This window comes from Mycobacterium sp., assembly GCF_032159765.1.
In the GTDB taxonomy this organism is placed as follows: domain Bacteria; phylum Actinomycetota; class Actinomycetes; order Mycobacteriales; family Mycobacteriaceae; genus Mycobacterium.
This window is the reverse complement of the sequence record NZ_JAVHWM010000130.1, coordinates 17,688-37,898: the sequence shown is the minus strand read 5'-3', so window position 1 is coordinate 37,898 and position 20,211 is coordinate 17,688. Positions and strand designations below refer to the sequence as shown.

Sequence of the window (20,211 nt, the reverse complement as noted above, 5' to 3'; positions counted from 1 at the left end):
TGTGATCCTGAATGCATGACAGTCACCGCTGAGCGTGCCGACATCGGCCGGTCTGATCTCTTCCACCCCCGGCCCAATGCCGCCGCCCTCGCGAGCGCGCGTGGCGTTCCCGTTCTCGACGTCGTCGTGCCGGTGTACAACGAGGAAGCCGACCTGGCCAGCTCGGTGTACCGGTTGCATCACCATCTCGCACAGAACTTTCCGTTCGCCGCGCGAATCACGATCGCCGACAACGCAAGCACCGACGAAACACCACAAATCGCAGCGCGATTGGCGCGCGAACTGCCCGACGTACGGGTCGTCCGCCTCGAGCAGAAAGGCCGCGGCCGCGCGCTGCACACTGTGTGGTCGACGTCGGATGCGCCGGTGCTCGCGTACATGGACGTCGACCTGTCCACCGATCTGGCGGCGCTGGCACCACTCGTCGCTCCGTTGATATCTGGGCATTCCGACCTGGCGATCGGCACGCGCCTCGCGCGCGGCTCGCGGGTGGTGCGCGGCGCCAAACGCGAAGTCATCTCGCGGTGCTACAACTTTTTGCTGAAATCGACCTTGGCCGCTGGCTTCTCGGACGCCCAATGCGGCTTCAAAGCCATCCGCGCCGACGTCGCCGAACGGCTTCTTCCCCACGTCGTGGACACCGGGTGGTTCTTCGACACCGAGCTGCTCGTGCTGGCCCAACGCAGTGGCCTGCGCATCCATGAGGTCCCGGTGGACTGGGTCGACGACCCGGACAGCCGCGTCGACATCATCGCGACCGCCGCCGCCGATCTCAAAGGCATCGCCCGGCTGCTGAAAGGCTTTGCGGCCGGAACGATCCCGGTGCAAACGGTGGCGGCCCAGCTGGGCTCGGCGCGGTCAGCGGCGCCGCGATCGCTTCTGCGCCAAGCGGTCCGGTTCACAGCGATCGGCATCGCGAGCACCCTCGCATACCTCCTGCTCTTCCTCGCCATGCACCACATCGCCGGGGCCCAGGTCGCCAACCTTATTGCGCTGCTGCTCACGGCGGTCGCGAACACCGCGGCCAACCGCCGATTCACCTTCGGGGTGCGCGGCGCGGCGCGGGTGGCGCGGCACCACATCGAGGCCCTTGCAGTCTTCGGGATCGCCCTCGCAGTCACCAGCGGTGCGCTGGCATTGCTGCATTTCATGGCCGGACAGCCACACCGCGGAGTGGAGCTCGCGGTGTTGGTAGGCGCTAATCTTGTCGCGACCGCAATCCGCTTCGTTCTGTTGCGCGGCTGGGTGTTTCACCCTCGCAGAGTCGCGGAGGCCACCGCATGACCGTGCTTGCTGAACGAGTGGCTCCGGTTGCGCCGCAACCGACGCCGAACCGCAGGGTGCCATGGGAGCGCCTGGCGCTGTTCGCGCTCCTCGCGGGCACCGCCGTGCTGTACCTCTGGGGGCTCGGGTCGTCGGGCTGGGCGAACGACTACTACGCAGCCGCAGTCCAAGCTGGAACCCAGGACATGAAGGCATGGCTTTTTGGATCTTTCGATGCCGGCAACGCCATCACTGTCGACAAGCCACCGGCGTCTTTGTGGGTAATGGTGTTGTCGGGACGGATCTTCGGATTCAGCACGTGGTCCATGCTGGTCCCGGAGGCGCTGATGGGCGTCGGCACCGTCGCGCTGGTGTACGCAACCGTGAAGCGCTGCAACGGTGCGGCCGCCGGACTGATCGCAGGCACCGTCATGGCGCTCACGCCCGTGGCCGCGGCGATGTTCCGGTACAACAACCCGGACGCCATGCTCGTCTTGCTTCTCGCCGTGGCCGCCTACTTCATGGTCCGCGCGATCGAGTCCGGCGCGACGCGGTGGATGGTTCTGGTCGGGGCGGTGATTGGACTGGCGTTCCTTACCAAGATGCTGCAGGCCGCCCTGGTGGTTCCGGGATTCGCGTTGGTGTTCCTGCTGGCCGCCCCAGGAAGAAGCTTGTGGAAGCGGCTGTGGCAGTTGCTGATCGGCGCGCTGGCGATGGTGGTCTCAGGGGGCTGGTTCGTACTGCTGGTGCAACTCTGGCCTGCCGCGTCGCGGCCTTACATCGCGGGGTCAACCGACAACAGCCTGCTGCAGTTGGCGTTGGGATACAACGGGTTACAGCGGGTCGCGGGTGGCGAAGGAATGCCTGGTGGTGGCGGCGCGTTCTTCGGTGGCGGCGCGGGGATCGGCAGGCTGTTCGGCGATTCGATGGGCACGGAGATCTCGTGGCTGCTGCCCGCTGCGTTGATCGGCCTTCTGGCCGGCGTGTGGTTCACCGCGCGCGAACCGCGCACCGACAAACTCCGGATGCACCTGCTGCTGTGGGGCGGTTGGCTCTTGGCGAGCGGCGCCGTGTTCTCCTTCATGCACGGCATCATCCACCCCTATTACACAGTCGCACTCGCACCTGCCATTGCCGCGTTGATCGGCATCTCGGTACGCGAACTGTGGCGCGGGCGCGAATTCTGGCGCAGCCGTGCGGTGTTGACGCTGATGTCGGCAGGGACCGGGGTTTGGTCGTTCATCCTGCTCGACCGCACCCCGGATTGGCTACCCGCACTGCGCTGGATCATCCTTGTCGGGTCGGTCGTCGTAGCGTCCGTGATCGCCGTCGGCGCTCACCGACTGGGCAGGGCAACGGCGGCCGTCGCCGCTGCGGCATTGCTGCTGGGAGTCTGCGCGCCAGCCGCATACTCGATCGCGACCGTCGGCCGCACGCACGGCGGGCCGATGCCATCGGCTGGCCCGGTGACCCAATCGTTCGGCCCCGGCGGGCCTGGAGGTCCCGGTGGACCGGGCGGACCCGGTGGCCAGAGAAACATGGGCGCCGACAACGCAGCGCTGAAGGATCTTCTCACGAGCGCCAGCGGCAGCCGTTGGGCCGCAGCGTCTATCGGCTCGATGCCGGCGAGCAGCCTCGAGCTGGCCACCGGCCCGTCGATCATGGCGATCGGGGGCTTCACCGGCGGCGATCCGTCACCGACGCTGCAGCAGTTCCAGCAGTACGTCGCCGACCACCAGATCCACTACTTCCTTGCAGGTACCCGTGGCCCGGGCGGCGGCCGCTCGGAAAGCGCACGCGACATCACCGCGTGGGTGCAGCAGCACTTCACCTCACTGGATGTGGGCGGCACGACGGTCTACGACCTCAGCCAGCAAACGCAGCCCTGATCGGCTACCTCGGGGCGTTGGCGGGCAGGAAACCGCCGGTGCTGTCCGACTGCTCTTCGGCCCGGATCACATGCACGACAGCGTTGATCAGGGCCAGGTGAGTGAACGCCTCCGGGAAGTTGCCCAGTTGCCGGCCGGTTCGCGGATCGATTTCCTCGGCGTACAGATGCAGCGGACTGGCCAGCGAGAGCAGTCTCTCGCACAGACGCTTTGCCCGCGTCAGCTCGCCGATCTCGACGAGTGCGGATACCAGCCAGAACGAGCAGATCGTGAATGCACCTTCCTCACCGGACAATCCGTCGTCGGTCTCGTCAACCCGATAACGCAGCACGAGGCCGTCGCGCGTCAGATCGTCGGCGATCGCCATTACGGTGTTGCGCACACGCGGGTCGTCCGATGGCAGGAAACGGTTCAGCACGACCATCAGCAGCGATGCATCCAGCGCGTTGGACCCGTAGGCCTGCGTGAACACACCGCGCGAATTCACCCCATTGGCAAGGATGTCCGACCTGATGTCCTCGGCAATCGTGCGCCATTGCTCCGCACTCTCGTGTTCGCCTTCCAACTCCGCGAGTTTTGCGCCGCGGTCGAGTGCCACCCAGCACATCAGCTTCGACGAGGTGTAATGGCGCGGTTCGCCGCGCATCTCCCAGATACTGTGGTCGGGCTCACGCCAATGCTTGATCGCCTCTTCCACTTGGTTTTTCAATACCGGCCACAGTGCATCCGAGATCTGGTCGCGCGACTTGGCATGGAGGTAGACCGAATCCAGCATGGCCCCCCAGATGTCGTGCTGCACTTGCTTGTACGTGTCATTGCCGATACGCACCGGTCGCGAAAAATCGTAACCAGACAAGTGATTCAGCTCGTGTTCATCGAGCATCCGCTCGCCGCCGACCCCGTACATCGCCTGCAGCGGCTGGCGTTGCCCGTCGTTGGCGCCGGATACCTCGGCGATGAACGAGAAGAAGTCGTCGGCCTCCCGGTTCAGCCCAAGGGTGTAAAGCCCCCACAGCGCGAACGTCGCGTCACGCACCCACGCGTAACGGTAGTCCCAATTGCGCTCTCCCCCAGCTGTTTCCGGAAGCGAAGTGGTGGCGGCCGCCAACAGCGCGCCCGTCGGCGCATACGTCAGGCCCTTCAAAGTGAGTGCGCTGCGCTGGATGTAGGACCGCCACGGGTGATCCGGGAAATCACCGATGTTGATCCACTGCCGCCAGAACTCCGTGGTATTCCACATCTTCGCGGCCGCCTCGCTGTAGTTCTGCGGCGGGACGTATCGCGACCAGCTCAACGCGACGAACACCTCGTCGCCTTCCGACATCCGGGTGCGGGCCCGAGCCTCTCTGCCCTCCAACCCGATTCGCAGATCAGTGGTGAGGGTGAGCTTGGGGTGCAGATCCGGATCCGCGTTGGCTTGCGCCACGGCGTGGCCATACGTCGTGCCGCTGTATTCCCACGTTGCAGGCACACGGTGATAGTCGAACGACGGCGCGCAACTCATCACCAATTCGATGGTGCCGCTTACGCATCGCGCCGTACGCAGCAGCATGTGCTCCGGTTCCCAGTCCATCGGTGTGCGGCGGTGGGTTCGCGACCGCATCCCGAAGTCCTCCCACGGACCCATTACCAGCGCGTCCCGCACAATGATCCATCCGGTGTGGGTCTGCCAGGTGGTCTCCAGGATCAGGCTGCCGGGCAGATAGCGTCGCGATGTCGGCACGGACATGCCGTAGGGAGCCAGCCGGAAGTGGCCGGCGGACCGGTCCAGAATCGCACCGAACACGCTGGGTGAGTCAGGACGGGGAATGCACATCCACTCGACGGATCCGCTCGACGAAACCAGGCAATTGGTCTCGCAGTCGGACAAGAAGCCGTAGTCGGCTATCGGCGGGAACGGATTTCGCGCCTTGCTGTCGCCTTTGGCCGCGTCGGGGCTGAGAACCATCGGCTCATCATCCCCACCGGTGCGGTGCGGCGTCTAGTGACGGGTTCAGACGTGCTGCACGTAGTCGTGGGTGCCGGCGGCGGTTCGCAGCTGGTGACGTCCCCGGCCGATCGAACGCATTGTGCTGTTGAGGAAATCCTCGAACTCGGCGAGCTTGCTGTCGACGTAGATGTCGCATTCGCCCCGCAACCGGTCCGCTTCGGCGTGCGCCGAATCGACCATCCGCGTGGCCTCGGCCCTCGCCGACTGCACGACTTCGGTCTGCGACACCAGTCGCTGCTGCTCCTTGATGCCCTCCTGCACGGCCTTTTCGTACGAGATGTTGCCGTTTTCGATCAAGCGGTCGGCCTCGCTCTTGGCGCGCGACGTGACAACCTCGTACTCGCGCTTGGCCGTGGCACTGATGCGGGTCGCCTCGTCGTGGGCGGAGCCAACCATCTGCTCGCAATGTGCGCGCGCCTCGCCCACCATCCGATCGGCCTGCGTTTTGGCCTCCGAGAGCATCCTGTCCGCCTCGGTGCGGGCGTGCTGGAGAACCGAATCGGCCTCGGCGGTTGCCGTCGACACCATCGAGTCCGAATGGTCTTTGGCCTCCCGCAGCATCGTGTCGCGCGCGTCAAGGACGTCTTGGGCATCGTCGAGCTCGCCGGGGATCGCATCCCTGATGTCGTCGATCAATTCCAGGACGTCGCCGCGCGGCACCACACATCCTGCGGTCATCGGCAGCCCGCGCGCCTCTTCGACAATCCCGCCCAGTTCGTCGAGCGCTTCAAAAACTCGGTACACGGCGCAACCTCCAGAGCCTCGTCGTTGTGACCAGTGTGCCTGGTGTGGCGCATGTGACCAGGGATCTCGCCCCGGTGTGTCGCCTAGCGCAGTGCGCTGTGGATGGCGTCGCGGGCCCGGTCGATCATCGAAGCGAATGGACCGGCCACGAAATTCGCCTTTGCCGACTCGACACCCGCGTGCGGCCGTGTCGGCGCAATGGCCTCGGCGGCACGCACAGCACCGGCCATGCGGGCCAGATCGTCCTTCTCGAGGACCCGCTGCAACTTGCTGAATTCCTCGTTCTCTTCGTGCTCGGCATGCTCGATGACGTCGGTGCGGAAGTCGCGCAGCGCGTCGAGAAATTCTTGCGAGCCCACGTCCATGCTTTCGAGTTTCTGCAGCTTGATCTTGGCTTCATGCTCCTCGGCGAGTCGCGCGTCGACGATGTCGTCACCGGCATCCATTTCGTGGCGCGCCCGTGGGTGGACCACCATTTCCTCGGCGGTTTCGTGCACCGCCAGCAGCTGCCGGAGATCGATGAATGCTCGCTCTCGGGCCTTCACGTCCGAGGCGAAGAACACTTCGTCGAACAGATCCTTGATCAGGTTGTGCTGTGCTTTCAAGAACTCCACGACGTCCTCGGTCGAATTCACATCGGCCATGGTTCGACTACCTCCATTGAAAGGGAAAAGTGAATGGCGCGATGGGCTGAGCGCCAACGGCAAGGTAATACCCGAAATGTCTTCGGGTGAAACGACTCGAGCTCCCGCTCAGTGCAGCTTGGCCGCCAGGCGCCGGTTGACCGCATCGGGCAGCAGCGCGGAGACATCACCGCCAAGAAGGGCCACCTCTTTGGCCAGCGAGGAGGACACGAACGAGAACTCGGGCGTGGTCGCCACGAAAAACGTGTCGACGCCGGCGATGTGCTTGTTCATCTGCGCCATCTGCAGTTCGTATTCGAAATCGGTGCCGGTGCGCAGTCCCTTGACGATCGCGTTCAGTCCGCGGGATTTCACGAAATCGACGACGAGACCCTGCCCGGACTCGACCCGCAGGTTCGGCAGATGGGCGGTGGCCTCCTCGATCATCGCGATCCGTTCGTCGACGGTGAACATGCCTGCCTTGCTGGGGTTGACCAGCACCGCGACGATGACTTGCTCGAAGTGGGCCGCAGCGCGCTCGAACACGTCGATGTGCCCGCGCGTCACGGGGTCGAATGACCCGGGGCACACCGCGCCGCTCATGGCACACGACCGTATCAGCAGGCCTACTTCGATTCCCCAGTCGCTTCGCTCCTACCCTCCGGACGTTCTCTCCGCGATCTCGAGCCTGGTGTCGCCGTAACGGCGCTGGGGCCACCTCTCCCAACCGTCCGACCAGGTGAGCGACGGCGACGATGCGCGCCGCTCCACGGCGACCACCGTGCCCCTGGTAACCCACATTCCGGCGACCAGCGCCTGCAGCATCGCGTCGACGTCGCCGACCGGTGTGTCGTACGGCGGGTCGGCCATGACGAGATCGAACGACGAGCCGGCGCCGGAAGCCAGTACTGTTGCCACCGGGCGCGCGAACACCGTCGCGCCGGTCAACTGCAGTGCCGCGATGTTGGCTTCGATGACCTTGGCGTTGCGCGGATCAACCTCGACGAACGTCGCCGTCCTGGCCCCCCTCGACAATGCCTCGAGGCCCAGCGCGCCCGATCCGGCGTACAGGTCGAGCACGGCGATGCCCGTGAAGTCCAGCCGCGCGGCGAGCACGTTGAAGAGCGCTTCGCGGACGCGGTCGCTGGTTGGCCGGGTGCCCTTCTGCGGCACAGCGATCCGGCGTCCGCCCGCGCGGCCCGCGATGATGCGGGTCAGCTGACCACCATCAGCAGATCGCCGCCCTCGACTTGCGCAGTAGCCGAAACCGCCACGCGGCGTACAGAACCCGCCTTGGGTGCGGTGATTGCCGCTTCCATCTTCATCGCCTCGATGGTGCCGACCGTCTGGCCCGCGGTCACGTCGTCACCCTCGGAAACCGCGACGGTGACCACTCCCGCGAACGGCGCCGCGATGTGGTCCGGGTTGGTCCGGTCGGCCTTCTCCGCGGCGGGCACGGTGCTGGCAATGCTGCAGTCGCGCACCAGAATCGGGCGCAGCTGGCCGTTGAGCAAGCACATCACTGTGCGCATGCCCCGCTCGTCGGGTTCGGAGATCGCCTCCAGCCCGATCAGCAGCTGGACGCCGCGTTCAAGTTCCACACGGTGCTCGTCGCCGCGGCGCAAGCCGTAGAAGAACTGGTTGGCCGACAGCCGCGAGATGTCGCCGTACACCTCCCGATGCTCCTCGAATTCCTTTGTGGGACCGGGGAACAGCAGCCGATTGAGCGTCGCCTGTCGTTCTGCGCCACCGACCTTGAGTGCTGCCTCGTCTGCGGCGGACAGCTCTTGTTGCGGCTTGGCCGGCGGGCGGCCCGCGAGGGCTTTCGTTCGCAACGGTTCCGGCCAGCCCCCCGGCGGATCGCCGAGCTCGCCTCGCAGGAACCCGATCACCGAGTCTGGGATATCGAATCGCGCCGGATCGGTGGCGAATTCGTCGGCGGTGACACCCGCGCCGACGAGTGCCAGCGCAAGGTCGCCGACCACCTTCGACGACGGGGTGACCTTGACCAGCCGGCCCAGCACTCGGTCGGCCCCGGCGTAACTGGTTTCGATGTCCTCGAACCGGTCACCCAGTCCGAGCGCGATCGCCTGCTGACGCAGATTCGACAGCTGCCCACCGGGAATCTCGTGGCTGTAGACCCGCCCGGTGGGATGAGAAGGACCGGATGCCGCAACATCGAATGGGGCGTACACCTTTCGCAGCGCCTCCCAGTAGGGCTCGAGCTCACAGACCGCCGACAGCGACACGCCGGTGTCGTACTCGGTATGCGCGGCGGCCGCCACGATGGCCGACAGCGGGGGCTGGCTGGTGGTGCCCGCGAGCGGAGCGGCCGCGCCGTCGACGGCGTTCGCACCCGCTTGCCACGCCGCGACATACGTCGCAAGCTGGCCGCCGGGGGTGTCATGGGTGTGCACGTGCACCGGCAGGTCGAACCGATCACACAGCGCTCTGACCAAGGCCGTCGCGGCCTGCGGCCTCAACAGCCCCGCCATGTCCTTGATCGCGAGCACGTGAGCGCCGGCGTCGACGATCTGCTCGGCGAGCTTCAAGTAGTAGTCCAGCGTGTACAGGTTCTCGCCCGGGTTGGACAGATCGCCCGTGTAGCTCATCGCGACTTCGGCGATGGCCGTGCCGGTTTCCCGAACGGCGTCGACCGCGGGCCGCATCGATTCGACGTTGTTCAACGCGTCGAAGATCCGGTAGATGTCGATCCCGGTTGCCGTGGCCTCTTCGACGAATGCAGTGGTGACGGACTCCGGATACGGGGTGTAGCCCACCGTGTTTCGGCCCCGGAGGAGCATCTGCAGGCAGATGTTGGGCACCGCCTCGCGGATCGCCGCCAGCCGCTCCCACGGGTCCTCCTTCAAGAACCGAAGCGCCACATCGTAAGTCGCGCCGCCCCAGCATTCGATCGAGAGCAGCTGCGGTGTCATCCGCGCGATGTACGGCGACACCGCCAGCAGGCCGGTGGAGCGCAGCCTCGTCGCCAGCAGCGACTGGTGTGCGTCGCGGAACGTCGTATCGGTAACACCAACGGCCGCTGAGTCTTTCAGCCACCGCGCAAATCCTTCGGGACCCAGCTGGGACAGGCGCTGCTTGGAGCCCGGCGGAGGGGGGACGGCAAGGTCCACCGACGGCAGCTTGGTGTGCGGGTACACGGTGGACGGTCGTGGTCCGTGCGGCTGGTTCACGGTGACCTCGGCGAGGTAGTTCAGGATCTTGGTGCCGCGGTCCGCTGGCGTTCGCGCTGTGAGCAGGTAGGGCCGCTGGTCGATGAATGACGTCGTGATCCGCCCGGTCCGGAAGTCGGGATCGTTGACCACAGCCATCAAGAACGGGATGTTGGTCGACACGCCCCTGATCCGAAATTCGGCAAGAGCACGCCGGGCCCGGGCGATCGCCGCACCGAAATCGCGACCACGGCAGGTGAGTTTTACCAGCATCGAGTCGAAATGCGCAGTGATCTCGGCACCCAGGGTGGTGCCCCCGTCCAGCCGAATACCCGCGCCGCCGGGTGTGCGGTAGCCCGTGATGCGGCCGGTGTCCGGTCGGAACCCGTTGGCGGGATCCTCCGTGGTGATCCGGCATTGCAAGGCAGCACCGCGTACGGTCAACGATTCTTGTTGCAGCCCAAGGTCTTCCAGCGATTCGCCGTCGGCAATGCGCATCTGACTGGCCACCAGGTCGACATCGGTGATCTCCTCGGTGACGGTGTGCTCCACCTGGATGCGCGGGTTCATCTCGATGAACACGTGGTTGCCGCGCTCGTCGAGCAAGAACTCGACCGTGCCCGCGTAGCTGTAGCCGATCTGCCGGGCGAAGGCGACGGCATCGGCACACATACGGTCCCGCAGCTCTTCGGGCAGATTCGGCGCCGGTGCGAGCTCGATGACCTTCTGGTGGCGGCGCTGCAGACTGCAGTCCCGCTCGAACAGATGCATCACGTTGCCGTAGGTGTCGGCGAGGATCTGCACCTCGATGTGCCGCGGATTGAGAACGGCCTGTTCGAGGTACACGGCCGGGTCACCGAACGCCGACTCCGCTTCGCGGCTGGCGGCTTCGATGGCTTCGGGCAGGGCGGCCGGATCGCTGACCCTCCGCATCCCCCGGCCACCGCCTCCAGACACCGCTTTGACGAACAACGGGAACTGCAACGCCGCCGGAGCCGCAGAGCCGGCGACATTGTCCATGGTGGCGGACACGAGCTCGTCGACGGATGTCGACGGCGCCGACGAATTCAGCACCGGCAAGCCGGCGGCGCGTGCCGCCTCGATCGCTCTGGCCTTGTTGCCCGTGAGCTCCAGGATCTCGGCGCCCGGGCCGATGAACGTGATGCCTGCCGCCGCGCACGCGGCCGCCAATTCCGGGTTCTCCGACAGGAAGCCGTATCCGGGGTAAATCGCGTCGGCTCCGCACTGTTGGGCGGTTGCCACGATCTCGTCGACGTTCAAATAGGCCCGGACCGGGTGGCCCTTCTCACCGATCTGGTACGACTCGTCGGCCTTGAGCCGGTGCACCGAGTTGCGGTCCTCGTACGGATAGATCGCCACGGTGGTGATGCCGAGTTCGTACGCCGCCCGAAACGCACGGATCGCGATTTCGCCGCGGTTGGCGACGAGGACCTTCGAGATGACTTTGGACGCCACTAGATCAGCGTCGACCAGTACGCCCAAAACTGCACGAGGATCAGCAGAATCAACCCGACGAACCACAGCGTCACCAGCGACCAGCGCCACTGATGCAGCACCCGGGCGACGGCGTTCGATTCGATCAGGGGTTGCGCCGCGATGGATGACACGACGACGAACAGCGGGATCGCCACCGCCCACACCGCCATGCAATACGGGCACAGCGCGCCGATGCGGTACAGGCTCTGATAAATGAGCCAGTGGATGAACACCACGCCCAGCGCGGTGCCGCCGGCCAGGCCGAGCCAATACCAGCGCGGCAGGCGCACCCGTCCGATGGCGAGCACCCCGCTCACGACGACGACGGTGAATGCGACGATCCCGATCAGCGGGTTGGGGAACCCGAACGCCGACGCCTGCGCCGTCCTCATCACCGACCCGCACGACAGCACCGGGTTGAAACTGCACGACGGCACGTAGGCCGGGTTGGCCAGCATCTCGATCTTCTCGATCGTGAGGGCTAGCGCGGACGCCAGCCCGACCACCCCGGCGATCAACACCCACCACGCGCTGGGTCGCGGGACGTCCACGCCGACGGAGTCGGCCGGGTCGGGTTGCGCGTCGGCGGCGGCCGCGGAGGCGGACGCTGCGACGCTCATGGCGCTGTCGGGGCGGGCCCCGTCGGTGCGGGTTGACCGGGAGGCTGCGACTCGGCGGTCAAGTTCGGGACAGCACCCGTGATCTCGGTGATCGCCTTGATCAGGTCTTGCGGGGTGTTCGGAACTGGTTTGCCGTCAGGGCCGATCATCGGCTTCCCGTCCGGGCCGGTCTTGCCAAGACTGAACGGCTTGCCGTTGATCCGGATCGTCGGCGTGCTGTTGACACCCTCGGCCTCCCCGAGGCCCTTCACCATTTTCGTGTACTTGCCGTTGTTGATGCAGTCCTTGAGGTCACTGCTCGCCAGGCCGGCTATCCGCGCCTTTTCGATCAGTGCGTCGTTCTGCGGATAGTTGCCGCTGCCCTCCGCCGGCTGATCGGCGTACAGCATCGCGTGGAATCGGCGGAATTTCTCCTTCGTCGGTGTGGTGTCAGCTGCGGCGACGCAGTAGGCGGCGTTGCCTGCCCGCGACGAATACCCGCCGCCTTGGGCGTCCAGGATGGCCACCATGTAGTAATCGGCCTGGACGGCGCCGCTGGTGATCAAGTCGTCGACCGTCGGCCCAAATTCCTTCTCGAAGCCGCCACAGATCGGGCACAGGAAGTCCTCGTACAGCGTCAGAACCGCCTTCGGCTTGCCGTCGGGGTTCTTGATCAGCTTGTCCTGCGCCGAGACGGTGATCGCCTGCGCTGTCACCTTGGGTTCCCACGGCTTGATGATCAACAGGACCATGCCGACGGCGAAGAGGATGACAATCCCGGTCAGCCCGAACTGGATCAGCCGGCTCCGTCGACGGTCGGCCGCCTTCAGGTCATAACGCTTGGGTTTGGTCGCCACGGGGCAAGACTACCGGCGGGACAGGTGCGGGCTTTTCAGACGTAGCGCAGGTGGGCGCGCAATGCCGACGCGATCTCCGCCATCGCGACCGCGCTGCCGCCGCCGATCGGCGCGAAGTTGCAGAACGCGTGGGTCAGCGACGACATCCGGCGCAGATCGACCAGCACACCGGCCTCGCGCAACGCCATCGCGTAGTCCTCGCCCTCGTCGCGCAACGGGTCGAATCCGGCGGTGACCACCAGCGCGGGCGGCAGCCCGGCCAAATCGGTCGCCAGCCCCGGGGACAACAGCGGGTCGGTCGCCTCCAGGGCCGAGTTCCTGGCGTAGTGGCGTCCACACCAGTCCATGTCATGGCCGGTGAGGAAGAATCCGCGTTCGAACAACACCCGCGAGCGCGTCGTGGAGCGCTGGTCCATCGCGGGGTACAACAGCACCTGCATCGCCGCCGGCACGCCGTCGTCGCGAGCCCATCGGGAAATCACCGCGGCCAGGTTGCCGCCCGCGCTGTCGCCGCCGACCGCGACAACCCCAGGTTGCGCGCCGAGTTCACCGGCGTTCCGTAGTGCCCAGCGGTAAGCGGCGTAGGCGTCCTCGAGGCCGGCCGGAGCGGGATGTTCGGGCGCAAGGCGGTAGGCCACCGACAGCACGTGGATGCCGACATCTCGGCAGAGAGTCCGGCACAGGTTGTCGTGAGTGTCCAGGTCGCCGATCACCCAGCCCCCGCCGTGCAGGTACATCAGCAGCGGGCCCGTGTCGTCATCGAAGTTCAAGTCGCCGACGGGCACGTAGTGACGTGCCGCGATGTCGCCGGCGGGTCCTGGAAGCGTCAGTTCGACGACCTCGCTCACCGGCACCGGACTGCGATCGATCATCAGCGCCAGCCGGCGTATCCGTTCCCGCGAGTACGCCACGTCGTCGCGGGCGGTCAGATTGGTTTCCCCGGTCAGTTTCAGGCCGGCCAGCGCGAGCTGAAGGGTGGCATCGAGTGTGTTGCCGTCGATCGTCACGGCTCGGGCCATCATTCGTTTGACCGCCTCAGGCATCGCCGCCATCAGCGGATTTGCCGCGCGATTGGCGAACAGGCCCGCCGCGATGCGCGCTTCTGTGAGCCGATCGTTCGCGTTCTTGGTCACGTCTGTCGACCGTAATCGCTTCCAGATCCCGCTGGCAGACTGGTCGCCATGACGGCTCCGATGATCCCGCTCAACGATGGCAGTGCCATTCCCAGCGTGGGTCTTGGCGTGTGGCAGACGCCGCCGAAGGCGACCGAGCAGGCGGTCACAGCCGCACTGGAGGCGGGCTATCGCCACATCGACACCGCGGCGGCGTACGACAACGAGCGCGAGGTGGGCCGCGCTGTCAAGAAGTCGGGGATCCCGCGCGAGGACGTCTTCGTGGTGACCAAGCTCTGGAACGCCGACCAGGGTTATGACACCACGATGAAGGCGTTCGAGAAGAGCGCCAAGCGGCTCGGGCTCGGCGACTACGTCGACTTGTACCTGATCCACTGGCCGGTGCCGGCGATCAGCCAGTTCGTCGATACGTGGCGGGCGTTCGGCGCGCTGCACGATCTCGGACACATCCGCTCGATCGGGGTGTCGAACTTCGCGCCCGAGCACCTGAACACGCTGATCGACGCGACGGGCGTCGTCCCGGTGGTCAATCAGATCGAATTGCACCCTCTACTGACGCAACTGGAGCTACGGGAAGTGCACGCGCAGCTCGGAATTGCCACCGAGGCGTGGAGTCCCCTCGGGCGCGGCAGGCTGCTGGAGCATCCGACGATCACCGAGGTGGCCGACGCCCGGGACAAGACCCCGGCACAGGTGATTATTCGATGGCATATGCAGGTCGGTAACATCGTCATCCCCAAGTCGGTGAACCCTGAGCGGATCGTGAGCAACTTCGACGTGTTCGACTTCGAGCTGAGCGACGACGACGTCACGTCGATCTCCTCGCTCGATAACGGCACCCGCCTAGGCCCCGACCCACGCACGTACAACTTCACGGGTAGGTGAGATGACGCCGACCATCACGCTCAACGACGACAACGAAATCCCGGTCATCGGGCTGGGTGTTGCTGAGCTGTCAGACGACGACACCGAACGCGCGGTCAGCGCGGCGCTGGAGGCCGGCTACCGGCTGGTCGACACGGCGTCGGTGTACGGGAACGAAGCGGCGGTGGGCCGCGCGATCGCCGCATCGGGTATTCCTCGCGAGGAGTTGTTCGTCACCACGAAGCTGGCCAACGCCGACCAGGGCTACAAGGCGGCCAAGGAAGCACTGCCAGCGAGTCTGGAGCGTCTGGGCCTCGACTACGTCGACATGTTCATGATCCATTGGCCCGCAGCACAACTCGGCAAGTACATGGACACCTACGGCGCGATGCAGATTCTCGTGCAGGAAGGGCTGATGCACACGATCGGGGTGTGCAACTTCCTCCCGGAGCATCTGGCCACGATCTTCGATCTCACCTACACCAGCCCTGCGGTGAACCAGATCGAGCTGCATCCGCTGCTGAACCAGGCCGAGCTTCGGGCCGTGGACGCCGAGCGCGGCATCGTCACGGAGGCGTACAGCCCGCTGGGCGTCGGCAAGCTCATCGAGGACCCGACGCTCGTGTCAGTCGGCCAGGCGCACGGCAAGTCACCTGCTCAGGCGGCCATCAGGTGGAGCCTGCAACTGGGCAACGTCGTGATCCCACGGTCGGGCAACCCGGACCGAATCAAGGAAAACATCGACGTGTTCGACTTCGAGCTGACCGACGACGAGATGGCTCAGATCAACGGGCTCAACGACGGCACCCGATTCCGTGAGGACCCGGCGACCTACGCCGGTACCTAGGAGACCGGCGGGTCAACCCGTCGGGCAGGTGCTCGCCGCCTGATGCAGTACGTCGGCCGACGCCTGGTCGATCGGCAGTGCGTACCCCCGCAACACCTCAGCGAACTGCACCGAATACTGGCACCAGAACGCATGGTTCGGCGGCATCCACAACGACGGCTCCTTGTCGCCCTTGTCCTGGTTCGCCTGCCCCTGTACTGCAAGGAGATTCGCCGGATCGTTGGCGAACCGGACCCGCGAGGCTTCCGGCCAGCCCCTCGCGCCCAGGTCCCACGCCAGCGCCAGCGGCACGATGTGGTCGATCTGCACCGCCGCGCCGACCTGCGCCCCGCGCGTGAACGCGACCGTGGCGTTGGTGTACGGGTCGTGCAGCGTGCCCGTCGCCACCGCATGCGGGCACCGCTTGATCGACACAAATGTCTTGTCGACGAGATCGCGGTCCAGAATGTCGTTTCGGGTGTCACAGCCGTTGCGCCCGAGCGGAGCATCGTTGTCGTCGGTCCAGTTGTCGCCGAACGCTGCTCGGTGATAGTCGTTGCCACGCACGCGCACCGGGATCACCGGGACGCCGGCGAGGACGTCGGCGCCCGGAGCCACGGTGGGGGTGTCCGCCGCCGCGGTGAATGCTTCCGCGTGATGACGCCAGGTGGTGATGCCGGCTTGAAACGCCACCAGCAGCGCGATCATCACCGCGGCGCTGAGCCAAACCCAGGTGCGCCGGCTCATGCCTTTTCCAGGTATTCGACGCGATCCGTCTCGGTGAATTGAGCTGCGAGCAGCGCCATTCCCGGGTTGCCGGGTTCGCGGCGGTAGACCGACTCGCAGAATTCCTTGGCCGCTTCGATGACTTCCAGGTGTTCGGACAGCGATAGGAATCTCAGCGTGATGGGGCGGCCAGATTGGCTGAGGCCCAACACATCTCCCTCGTGACGCTCCTTCAGGTCGAGATCGGCGAGCTCGAAACCGTCCAGCGTGGCGGCCACAGCCGTCAGCCGCTTTCCGGCGTTGGAGCCGTCGGGCAGCTTCGTCGCCAGCAGACACAGGCTCGGATGTTCCCCGCGACCGATGCGCCCGCGCAGCTGATGCAGTTGGCTGATGCCGAACCTGTCGGCGTCCATCACGAACATCACCGTCGCATTGGGAACGTCGACGCCTACCTCAATCACCGTGGTGCACACCAGAACATCGATCTGACGTCCGCGGAAAGCCGCCATCACCGCGTCCTTCTCGTCCGGCGGCAGCCGTCCGTGCATCAGGCCGATCCGCAGTCCCGAAAGCGGCCCGCTCCGCAGGCGGTCATACAGCTGTGCGACCGTGGTGGCCGGCGGGCCGCCCTCTTTGGAGTCTGTTTTTTCGTCTTCGTCGATCCGCGATGCCACCACATAGGCCTGGCGTCCGGACTGGACCTCCTCAGTGATCCGCTGCCAGGCACGGTCGAGCCATTGCGGCTTCTCCTTGAGGAAGATCGTGTTCGTGGTGATGGGTTGACGGCCGCGGGGCAACTCACGCAACGTCGACGTTTCCAGGTCGCCATAGACGGTAAGTGCGACGGTGCGCGGGATGGGCGTGGCCGTCATCACCAGCAGATGAGGGGTCAGGCCGTCAGGAGCCTTGGCCCGCAAGCGATCTCGCTGCTCCACCCCGAACCGGTGCTGCTCGTCGACGACGACCATCCCGAGCCGTTGGAACTCCACCGCATCCTGCAGCAGGGCATGAGTGCCGATGACGATGCCGGCCCGGCCCGAAACGACGTCGTCGCGCACCTCTCGCTTCTGTTGCGGCGACATCGATCCGGTCAGCAGCGCAATCCCCGTCGCGCAGTCCGCACCGCCGAGCTGACCCGCCATCGCGAGGGGGCCCAGGATGTCGCGGATGGACCGGGCGTGTTGGGCGGCAAGCACTTCCGTCGGCGCGAGCAGCGCACACTGGTAACCGGAGTCGACCATCTGCAGCATCGCGAGCACCGACACAATCGTCTTTCCTGACCCGACCTCTCCCTGCAGCATCCGGTTCATCGGCCGACTGCGGGCCAGTTCGCCTGCCAGCGTGTCGAGTACGTCGCGCTGGCCCGTGGTCAGCTCGAACGGCAGTTGGCGCAGCAGGGCAGCGGCCAGACCGTCGTCGCGGCGCGGCACGGGCGGACCGGATTCGCCGATCTCGCTGTAGCGCCGCGTCACGAGCCCCCACTGCAGCCCAACGGCCTCATCGAACGTCAGACGGTCACGGGCCTCATCACGTTCCCTTGCGTCGTCGGCGAGGTGAATGGCACGCAGCGCTTTATCTTCTGAGATCAGATTACGTTGTCGCAGAATCGAATCCGGCAACGGGTCAGCGACCGGGTCGAGCACGGCGAGCACTTGGCGCACACACGCATACACGTCCCAGCTCTGTACCTTGGCGGTGGCCGGATAGATGGGGAAGAAGTCCCGCTCGAAGGCCGCCAGGAGTTCTGCTTCGCCGCTTGCCCCGGCGGCCTCGGCGATTGCCTTCAGCGACCGGGTGCCCGCCGTCTTGCCTTTCGGTGATGACAGGACGAGAAATGCCGGGTGGCTCAGCTTGATGCCGCCCTTGAACTCGACCTCACCGGACAGCATGATTCGGGCGCCTTCGACGAGTGACTTCTTGAGGTAGTTGGCGTTGAAGAAAGTGGCCATCACTCGCGGGCGGTGGCTGCCCAGCGTGATCGTCAGATACTCGGGGTTGGGCTGCTTGGTGCCAGGGCGCGGCTTCATTCTGCCGACCTTTGCCAGGGTGATCTCGTCGACGAACGTCACGTGTTCGCCCTCTTCGAACGTGCGGTCCTCGTCCCCGCGGACCGTCATGCCCTCGCTGTACTTGCGGGGGTAGTGGCGCAACAGGTCGTTGACAGTGCGAAAGCCGAAGTGCTCCTGAAGCTTGTCCGCCGTTCTGCGGCCGAGGACGTGGTCGAGCTTGTCGGCGAGCGTGGCCATCGGCTACTCGACCCCGATCAGCAGCGCGTCGCCGCGCTGGCCGGTCTGGTACGTCAGCAACTCGGTGCCGGGGTGATACCTGTGCACGTGCGCTTCGAGCTCTTCGGCGATGCCATCGGAGACACCGGCACCGACCAGCACGGTCACCATCTCGCCGCCGACGCTGAGCAGCAGGTCGATCAGCCCGCACCCGGTGGTGCCGAGGTCGGGGTGCACCACCAGCACTTCGTCGCCCACCATGCCGAGGCCGTCGCCTGCTTCGCACTGCCCCGCCCATGTCAATGCCTGGTCGGTGGCGACGCGCACAGAGCCGTGCCGGGTGGCCCCCGCGGCCTGCGCCATCGCGTAGCCGTCGTCGACGGCGGCGCGCGCCGGATCGTGGACGGCCAGCGCCGCCAGCCCCTGCACCATCGACCCGGTGAACACCGGCATGACGTCGAGCCCCCAGCCGGAAGCCGCCGTGCACCCGGCGGCGAGTTCCTCGGCGGCGACAAAGCCATTGGGCAGCACCGTGATCTGGCCTGCACCGGTGTCGACGACAGCGCGCAGCAGCTCCCTGGCGCTGACCGAGGTCGGCGGTGCACACCGCAGCACGTGCGCGCCGGCTCCGGCGAACAGCTGCTCGGCACCGTTGCCGTCGATGACGGCGAGCACAGTCCGTCTGCGCGTCCAGCGGCCGGGAGCGGTGCCGCCTCGAAGTGTCGAGATCTGGATGTTGCTCGGCGTGCCAACACTCAACCCCGCCTCAACCGCGGCACCAGCGTCGTCGGCGTGCACGTGCACCGAGTACCGGTCGGCGGCGCCGGCGATCGTTATCGAGTTGCCGAGCTCTCCGAGGCGCGTCCGCAGGGTTTCGATCTGGTCGTCGGGGGCGCTGATCTGGTACATCACCTCGTAGTGCGGCGAGCGTTCATCGGCCGGTTCGACGGTGTCGTGGGCGGGCGGCGACGGAACATACTCATTGCGCACAGGGGCGTGGCCGGTGATCGTGGCGGCCAGCGCGTCAAGCAGCACCAGCAGTCCGCGTCCGCCAGCGTCGACGACTCCCGATTCGGCCAGCACGCCGAGTTGGTCCGGCGTCTTCTCCAGCGCGACGACGGCCGCGTCGGCGGCGGCCAGAATCGTGCCGGAAAGGGTGTCGCCGTCGGCGGCGCAGTGCTCGGCCTCGGCGGCGGCAGCCTGCAAGACCGACACGATGGTGCCAGGCACCTCCCTACCCACAGAGCCCAGGACCAGGACGACCGCGCGGCGCAATACCTCGGCGAACAGCGCCGCGTCGAGGGTTTCCACGCCGTCGGCGGCGGCCGTCGCATCGGCGAGCCCCCGAAGGATCTGTGACAGGATGACGCCGGAGTTGCCACGGGCGCCGTGCAGGGCGCCGCGGGCCAGCGCCGCCGCCACCGCCGACACATCATGGGAATCCGTGGAGCTCTGCTGCCCCTCGGTGAGGGCGGCACGCATCGTGAACAGCATGTTTGTGCCGGTGTCGGCGTCCGCGACGGGGAAGACGTTCAGCCGGTTGATCTCCTCGGCGTGCACTACCAGGCCGCCGACCGCGGCGTGTGCCCAGTCCAGCAGGCCGGAGGAATCCAACCGCCGACCCGACATCGCACCCCTCCTCGCCCGGCGCACCCGATGCGAGCCTAGCCAGTAGACCTGACAGCCGAGGTCACGCCCGGCGGGTGATTTTGGCGTTCATCCACAGGGCCGGTATCCTGGTTCAGTTGTCGGGTCACCCGAGTTTCGGTTGCTGGCCCCCTACTGATAGATCCGAATGGAGT

General features: G+C 66.2%; 16 protein-coding genes. 4 read left to right on the top strand and 12 right to left on the bottom strand.

Going from position 1 to position 20,211, the window contains the following annotated elements:
- The first annotated feature begins 15 nt into the window (after positions 1-15).
- Both QOH60_RS14380 and QOH60_RS14375 read left to right on the top strand, forming a co-directional pair.
- Positions 16-1,284 carry a bifunctional glycosyltransferase family 2/GtrA family protein gene (locus QOH60_RS14380; protein WP_526421404.1) on the top strand — a complete coding sequence of 423 codons (1,269 nt, stop codon included), beginning with the start codon at positions 16-18 and terminating at the stop codon, positions 1,282-1,284.
- A complete protein-coding gene (locus tag QOH60_RS14375) occupies positions 1,281-3,152 on the top strand; it encodes an ArnT family glycosyltransferase (RefSeq protein ID WP_526421402.1) in 1,872 nt (623 codons plus the stop codon). The genes QOH60_RS14380 and QOH60_RS14375 overlap by 4 nt, the downstream gene beginning before the upstream one ends.
- Before the next feature lie 4 nt (positions 3,153-3,156).
- On the opposite strand, the gene QOH60_RS14370 is transcribed toward QOH60_RS14375, so the two are convergent.
- From QOH60_RS14370 to QOH60_RS14330, 9 genes are all read right to left on the bottom strand, one after another.
- Positions 3,157-5,100, bottom strand: coding sequence for a glycoside hydrolase family 15 protein (locus QOH60_RS14370; RefSeq protein ID WP_526421400.1), 1,944 nt, complete (start codon positions 5,098-5,100; stop codon positions 3,157-3,159).
- Positions 5,101-5,145: 45 nt separating this feature from the next.
- The gene (gene sepIVA, locus QOH60_RS14365) at positions 5,146-5,886 is read right to left on the bottom strand and encodes a cell division protein SepIVA (protein WP_526421398.1); all 741 of its coding nucleotides are present in this window, start codon (positions 5,884-5,886) and stop codon (positions 5,146-5,148) included.
- Between the two features lie 83 nt (positions 5,887-5,969).
- Positions 5,970-6,530: a hemerythrin domain-containing protein gene (locus tag QOH60_RS14360; protein WP_526421395.1), complete on the bottom strand. Its 561-nt coding sequence runs from the start codon at positions 6,528-6,530 to the stop codon at positions 5,970-5,972.
- A gap of 108 nt (positions 6,531-6,638) precedes the next feature.
- Positions 6,639-7,112, bottom strand: a complete 474-nt coding sequence (gene coaD / locus QOH60_RS14355) for a pantetheine-phosphate adenylyltransferase (RefSeq protein ID WP_526421393.1) — start codon at positions 7,110-7,112, stop codon at positions 6,639-6,641.
- 51 nt (positions 7,113-7,163) lie between these two features.
- Positions 7,164-7,727: a 16S rRNA (guanine(966)-N(2))-methyltransferase RsmD gene (gene rsmD, locus QOH60_RS14350; RefSeq protein ID WP_526421501.1), complete on the bottom strand. Its 564-nt coding sequence runs from the start codon at positions 7,725-7,727 to the stop codon at positions 7,164-7,166.
- Positions 7,724-11,158 (bottom strand): pyruvate carboxylase, encoded by a 3,435-nt coding sequence (locus QOH60_RS14345; RefSeq protein ID WP_526421391.1) that lies wholly within the window; start codon positions 11,156-11,158, stop codon positions 7,724-7,726. The genes rsmD and QOH60_RS14345 overlap by 4 nt, the downstream gene beginning before the upstream one ends.
- Entirely contained in the window at positions 11,158-11,799 is a 642-nt protein-coding gene (locus tag QOH60_RS14340) for a vitamin K epoxide reductase family protein (RefSeq protein WP_526421389.1), read from the bottom strand. Before QOH60_RS14340 ends, QOH60_RS14345 begins: the two co-directional genes overlap by 1 nt.
- Complete coding sequence (locus QOH60_RS14335) at positions 11,796-12,635, bottom strand: DsbA family protein (protein WP_526421387.1); 840 nt, start codon at positions 12,633-12,635, stop codon at positions 11,796-11,798. Before QOH60_RS14335 ends, QOH60_RS14340 begins: the two co-directional genes overlap by 4 nt.
- Before the next feature lie 35 nt (positions 12,636-12,670).
- Positions 12,671-13,768, bottom strand: coding sequence for an alpha/beta hydrolase (locus QOH60_RS14330; RefSeq protein ID WP_526421385.1), 1,098 nt, complete (start codon positions 13,766-13,768; stop codon positions 12,671-12,673).
- A 48-nt stretch (positions 13,769-13,816) separates the two neighbouring features.
- On the opposite strand from QOH60_RS14330, the gene QOH60_RS14325 reads away from it, so the two are divergent.
- Both QOH60_RS14325 and QOH60_RS14320 read left to right on the top strand, forming a co-directional pair.
- A complete protein-coding gene (locus QOH60_RS14325; protein ID WP_526421383.1) occupies positions 13,817-14,653 on the top strand; it encodes an aldo/keto reductase in 837 nt (278 codons plus the stop codon).
- A 1-nt stretch (position 14,654) separates the two neighbouring features.
- On the top strand, positions 14,655-15,479 hold the full coding sequence (locus tag QOH60_RS14320; protein ID WP_526421381.1) for an aldo/keto reductase: 825 nt from the start codon (positions 14,655-14,657) through the stop codon (positions 15,477-15,479).
- Positions 15,480-15,491: 12 nt separating this feature from the next.
- Here the strand turns inward: QOH60_RS14320 and QOH60_RS14315 are convergent, their stop codons facing one another.
- From QOH60_RS14315 to fakA, 3 genes are read right to left on the bottom strand one after another with little or no spacing between them, the layout of a single operon-like run.
- Entirely contained in the window at positions 15,492-16,205 is a 714-nt protein-coding gene (locus QOH60_RS14315) for a GmrSD restriction endonuclease domain-containing protein (protein ID WP_526421379.1), read from the bottom strand.
- Complete coding sequence (recG, locus tag QOH60_RS14310; RefSeq protein WP_526421377.1) at positions 16,202-18,430, bottom strand: ATP-dependent DNA helicase RecG; 2,229 nt, start codon at positions 18,428-18,430, stop codon at positions 16,202-16,204. The genes QOH60_RS14315 and recG overlap by 4 nt, the downstream gene beginning before the upstream one ends.
- A gap of 3 nt (positions 18,431-18,433) precedes the next feature.
- Positions 18,434-20,038, bottom strand: coding sequence for a fatty acid kinase ATP-binding subunit FakA (gene fakA / locus QOH60_RS14305; protein WP_526421375.1), 1,605 nt, complete (start codon positions 20,036-20,038; stop codon positions 18,434-18,436).
- Between the last annotated feature and the right edge of the window lie 173 nt (positions 20,039-20,211).

What these genes read in the sequence shown, in the direction of transcription:
- QOH60_RS14380 (WP_526421404.1), top strand. Translation starts at nt 16, where the DNA reads ATGACAGTCACCGCTGAGCGTGCCGACATCGGCCGGTCTGATCTCTTC.
- QOH60_RS14375 (WP_526421402.1), top strand. Translation starts at nt 1,281, where the DNA reads ATGACCGTGCTTGCTGAACGAGTGGCTCCGGTTGCGCCGCAACCGACG.
- QOH60_RS14370 (WP_526421400.1), bottom strand. Translation starts at nt 5,100, where the DNA reads ATGGTTCTCAGCCCCGACGCGGCCAAAGGCGACAGCAAGGCGCGAAAT.
- QOH60_RS14360 (WP_526421395.1), bottom strand. Translation starts at nt 6,530, where the DNA reads ATGGCCGATGTGAATTCGACCGAGGACGTCGTGGAGTTCTTGAAAGCA.
- coaD (WP_526421393.1), bottom strand. Translation starts at nt 7,112, where the DNA reads ATGAGCGGCGCGGTGTGCCCCGGGTCATTCGACCCCGTGACGCGCGGG.
- QOH60_RS14340 (WP_526421389.1), bottom strand. Translation starts at nt 11,799, where the DNA reads ATGAGCGTCGCAGCGTCCGCCTCCGCGGCCGCCGCCGACGCGCAACCC.
- QOH60_RS14325 (WP_526421383.1), top strand. Translation starts at nt 13,817, where the DNA reads ATGACGGCTCCGATGATCCCGCTCAACGATGGCAGTGCCATTCCCAGC.
- QOH60_RS14320 (WP_526421381.1), top strand. Translation starts at nt 14,655, where the DNA reads ATGACGCCGACCATCACGCTCAACGACGACAACGAAATCCCGGTCATC.
- QOH60_RS14315 (WP_526421379.1), bottom strand. Translation starts at nt 16,205, where the DNA reads ATGAGCCGGCGCACCTGGGTTTGGCTCAGCGCCGCGGTGATGATCGCG.
- recG (WP_526421377.1), bottom strand. Translation starts at nt 18,430, where the DNA reads ATGGCCACGCTCGCCGACAAGCTCGACCACGTCCTCGGCCGCAGAACG.
- fakA (WP_526421375.1), bottom strand. Translation starts at nt 20,038, where the DNA reads ATGTCGGGTCGGCGGTTGGATTCCTCCGGCCTGCTGGACTGGGCACAC.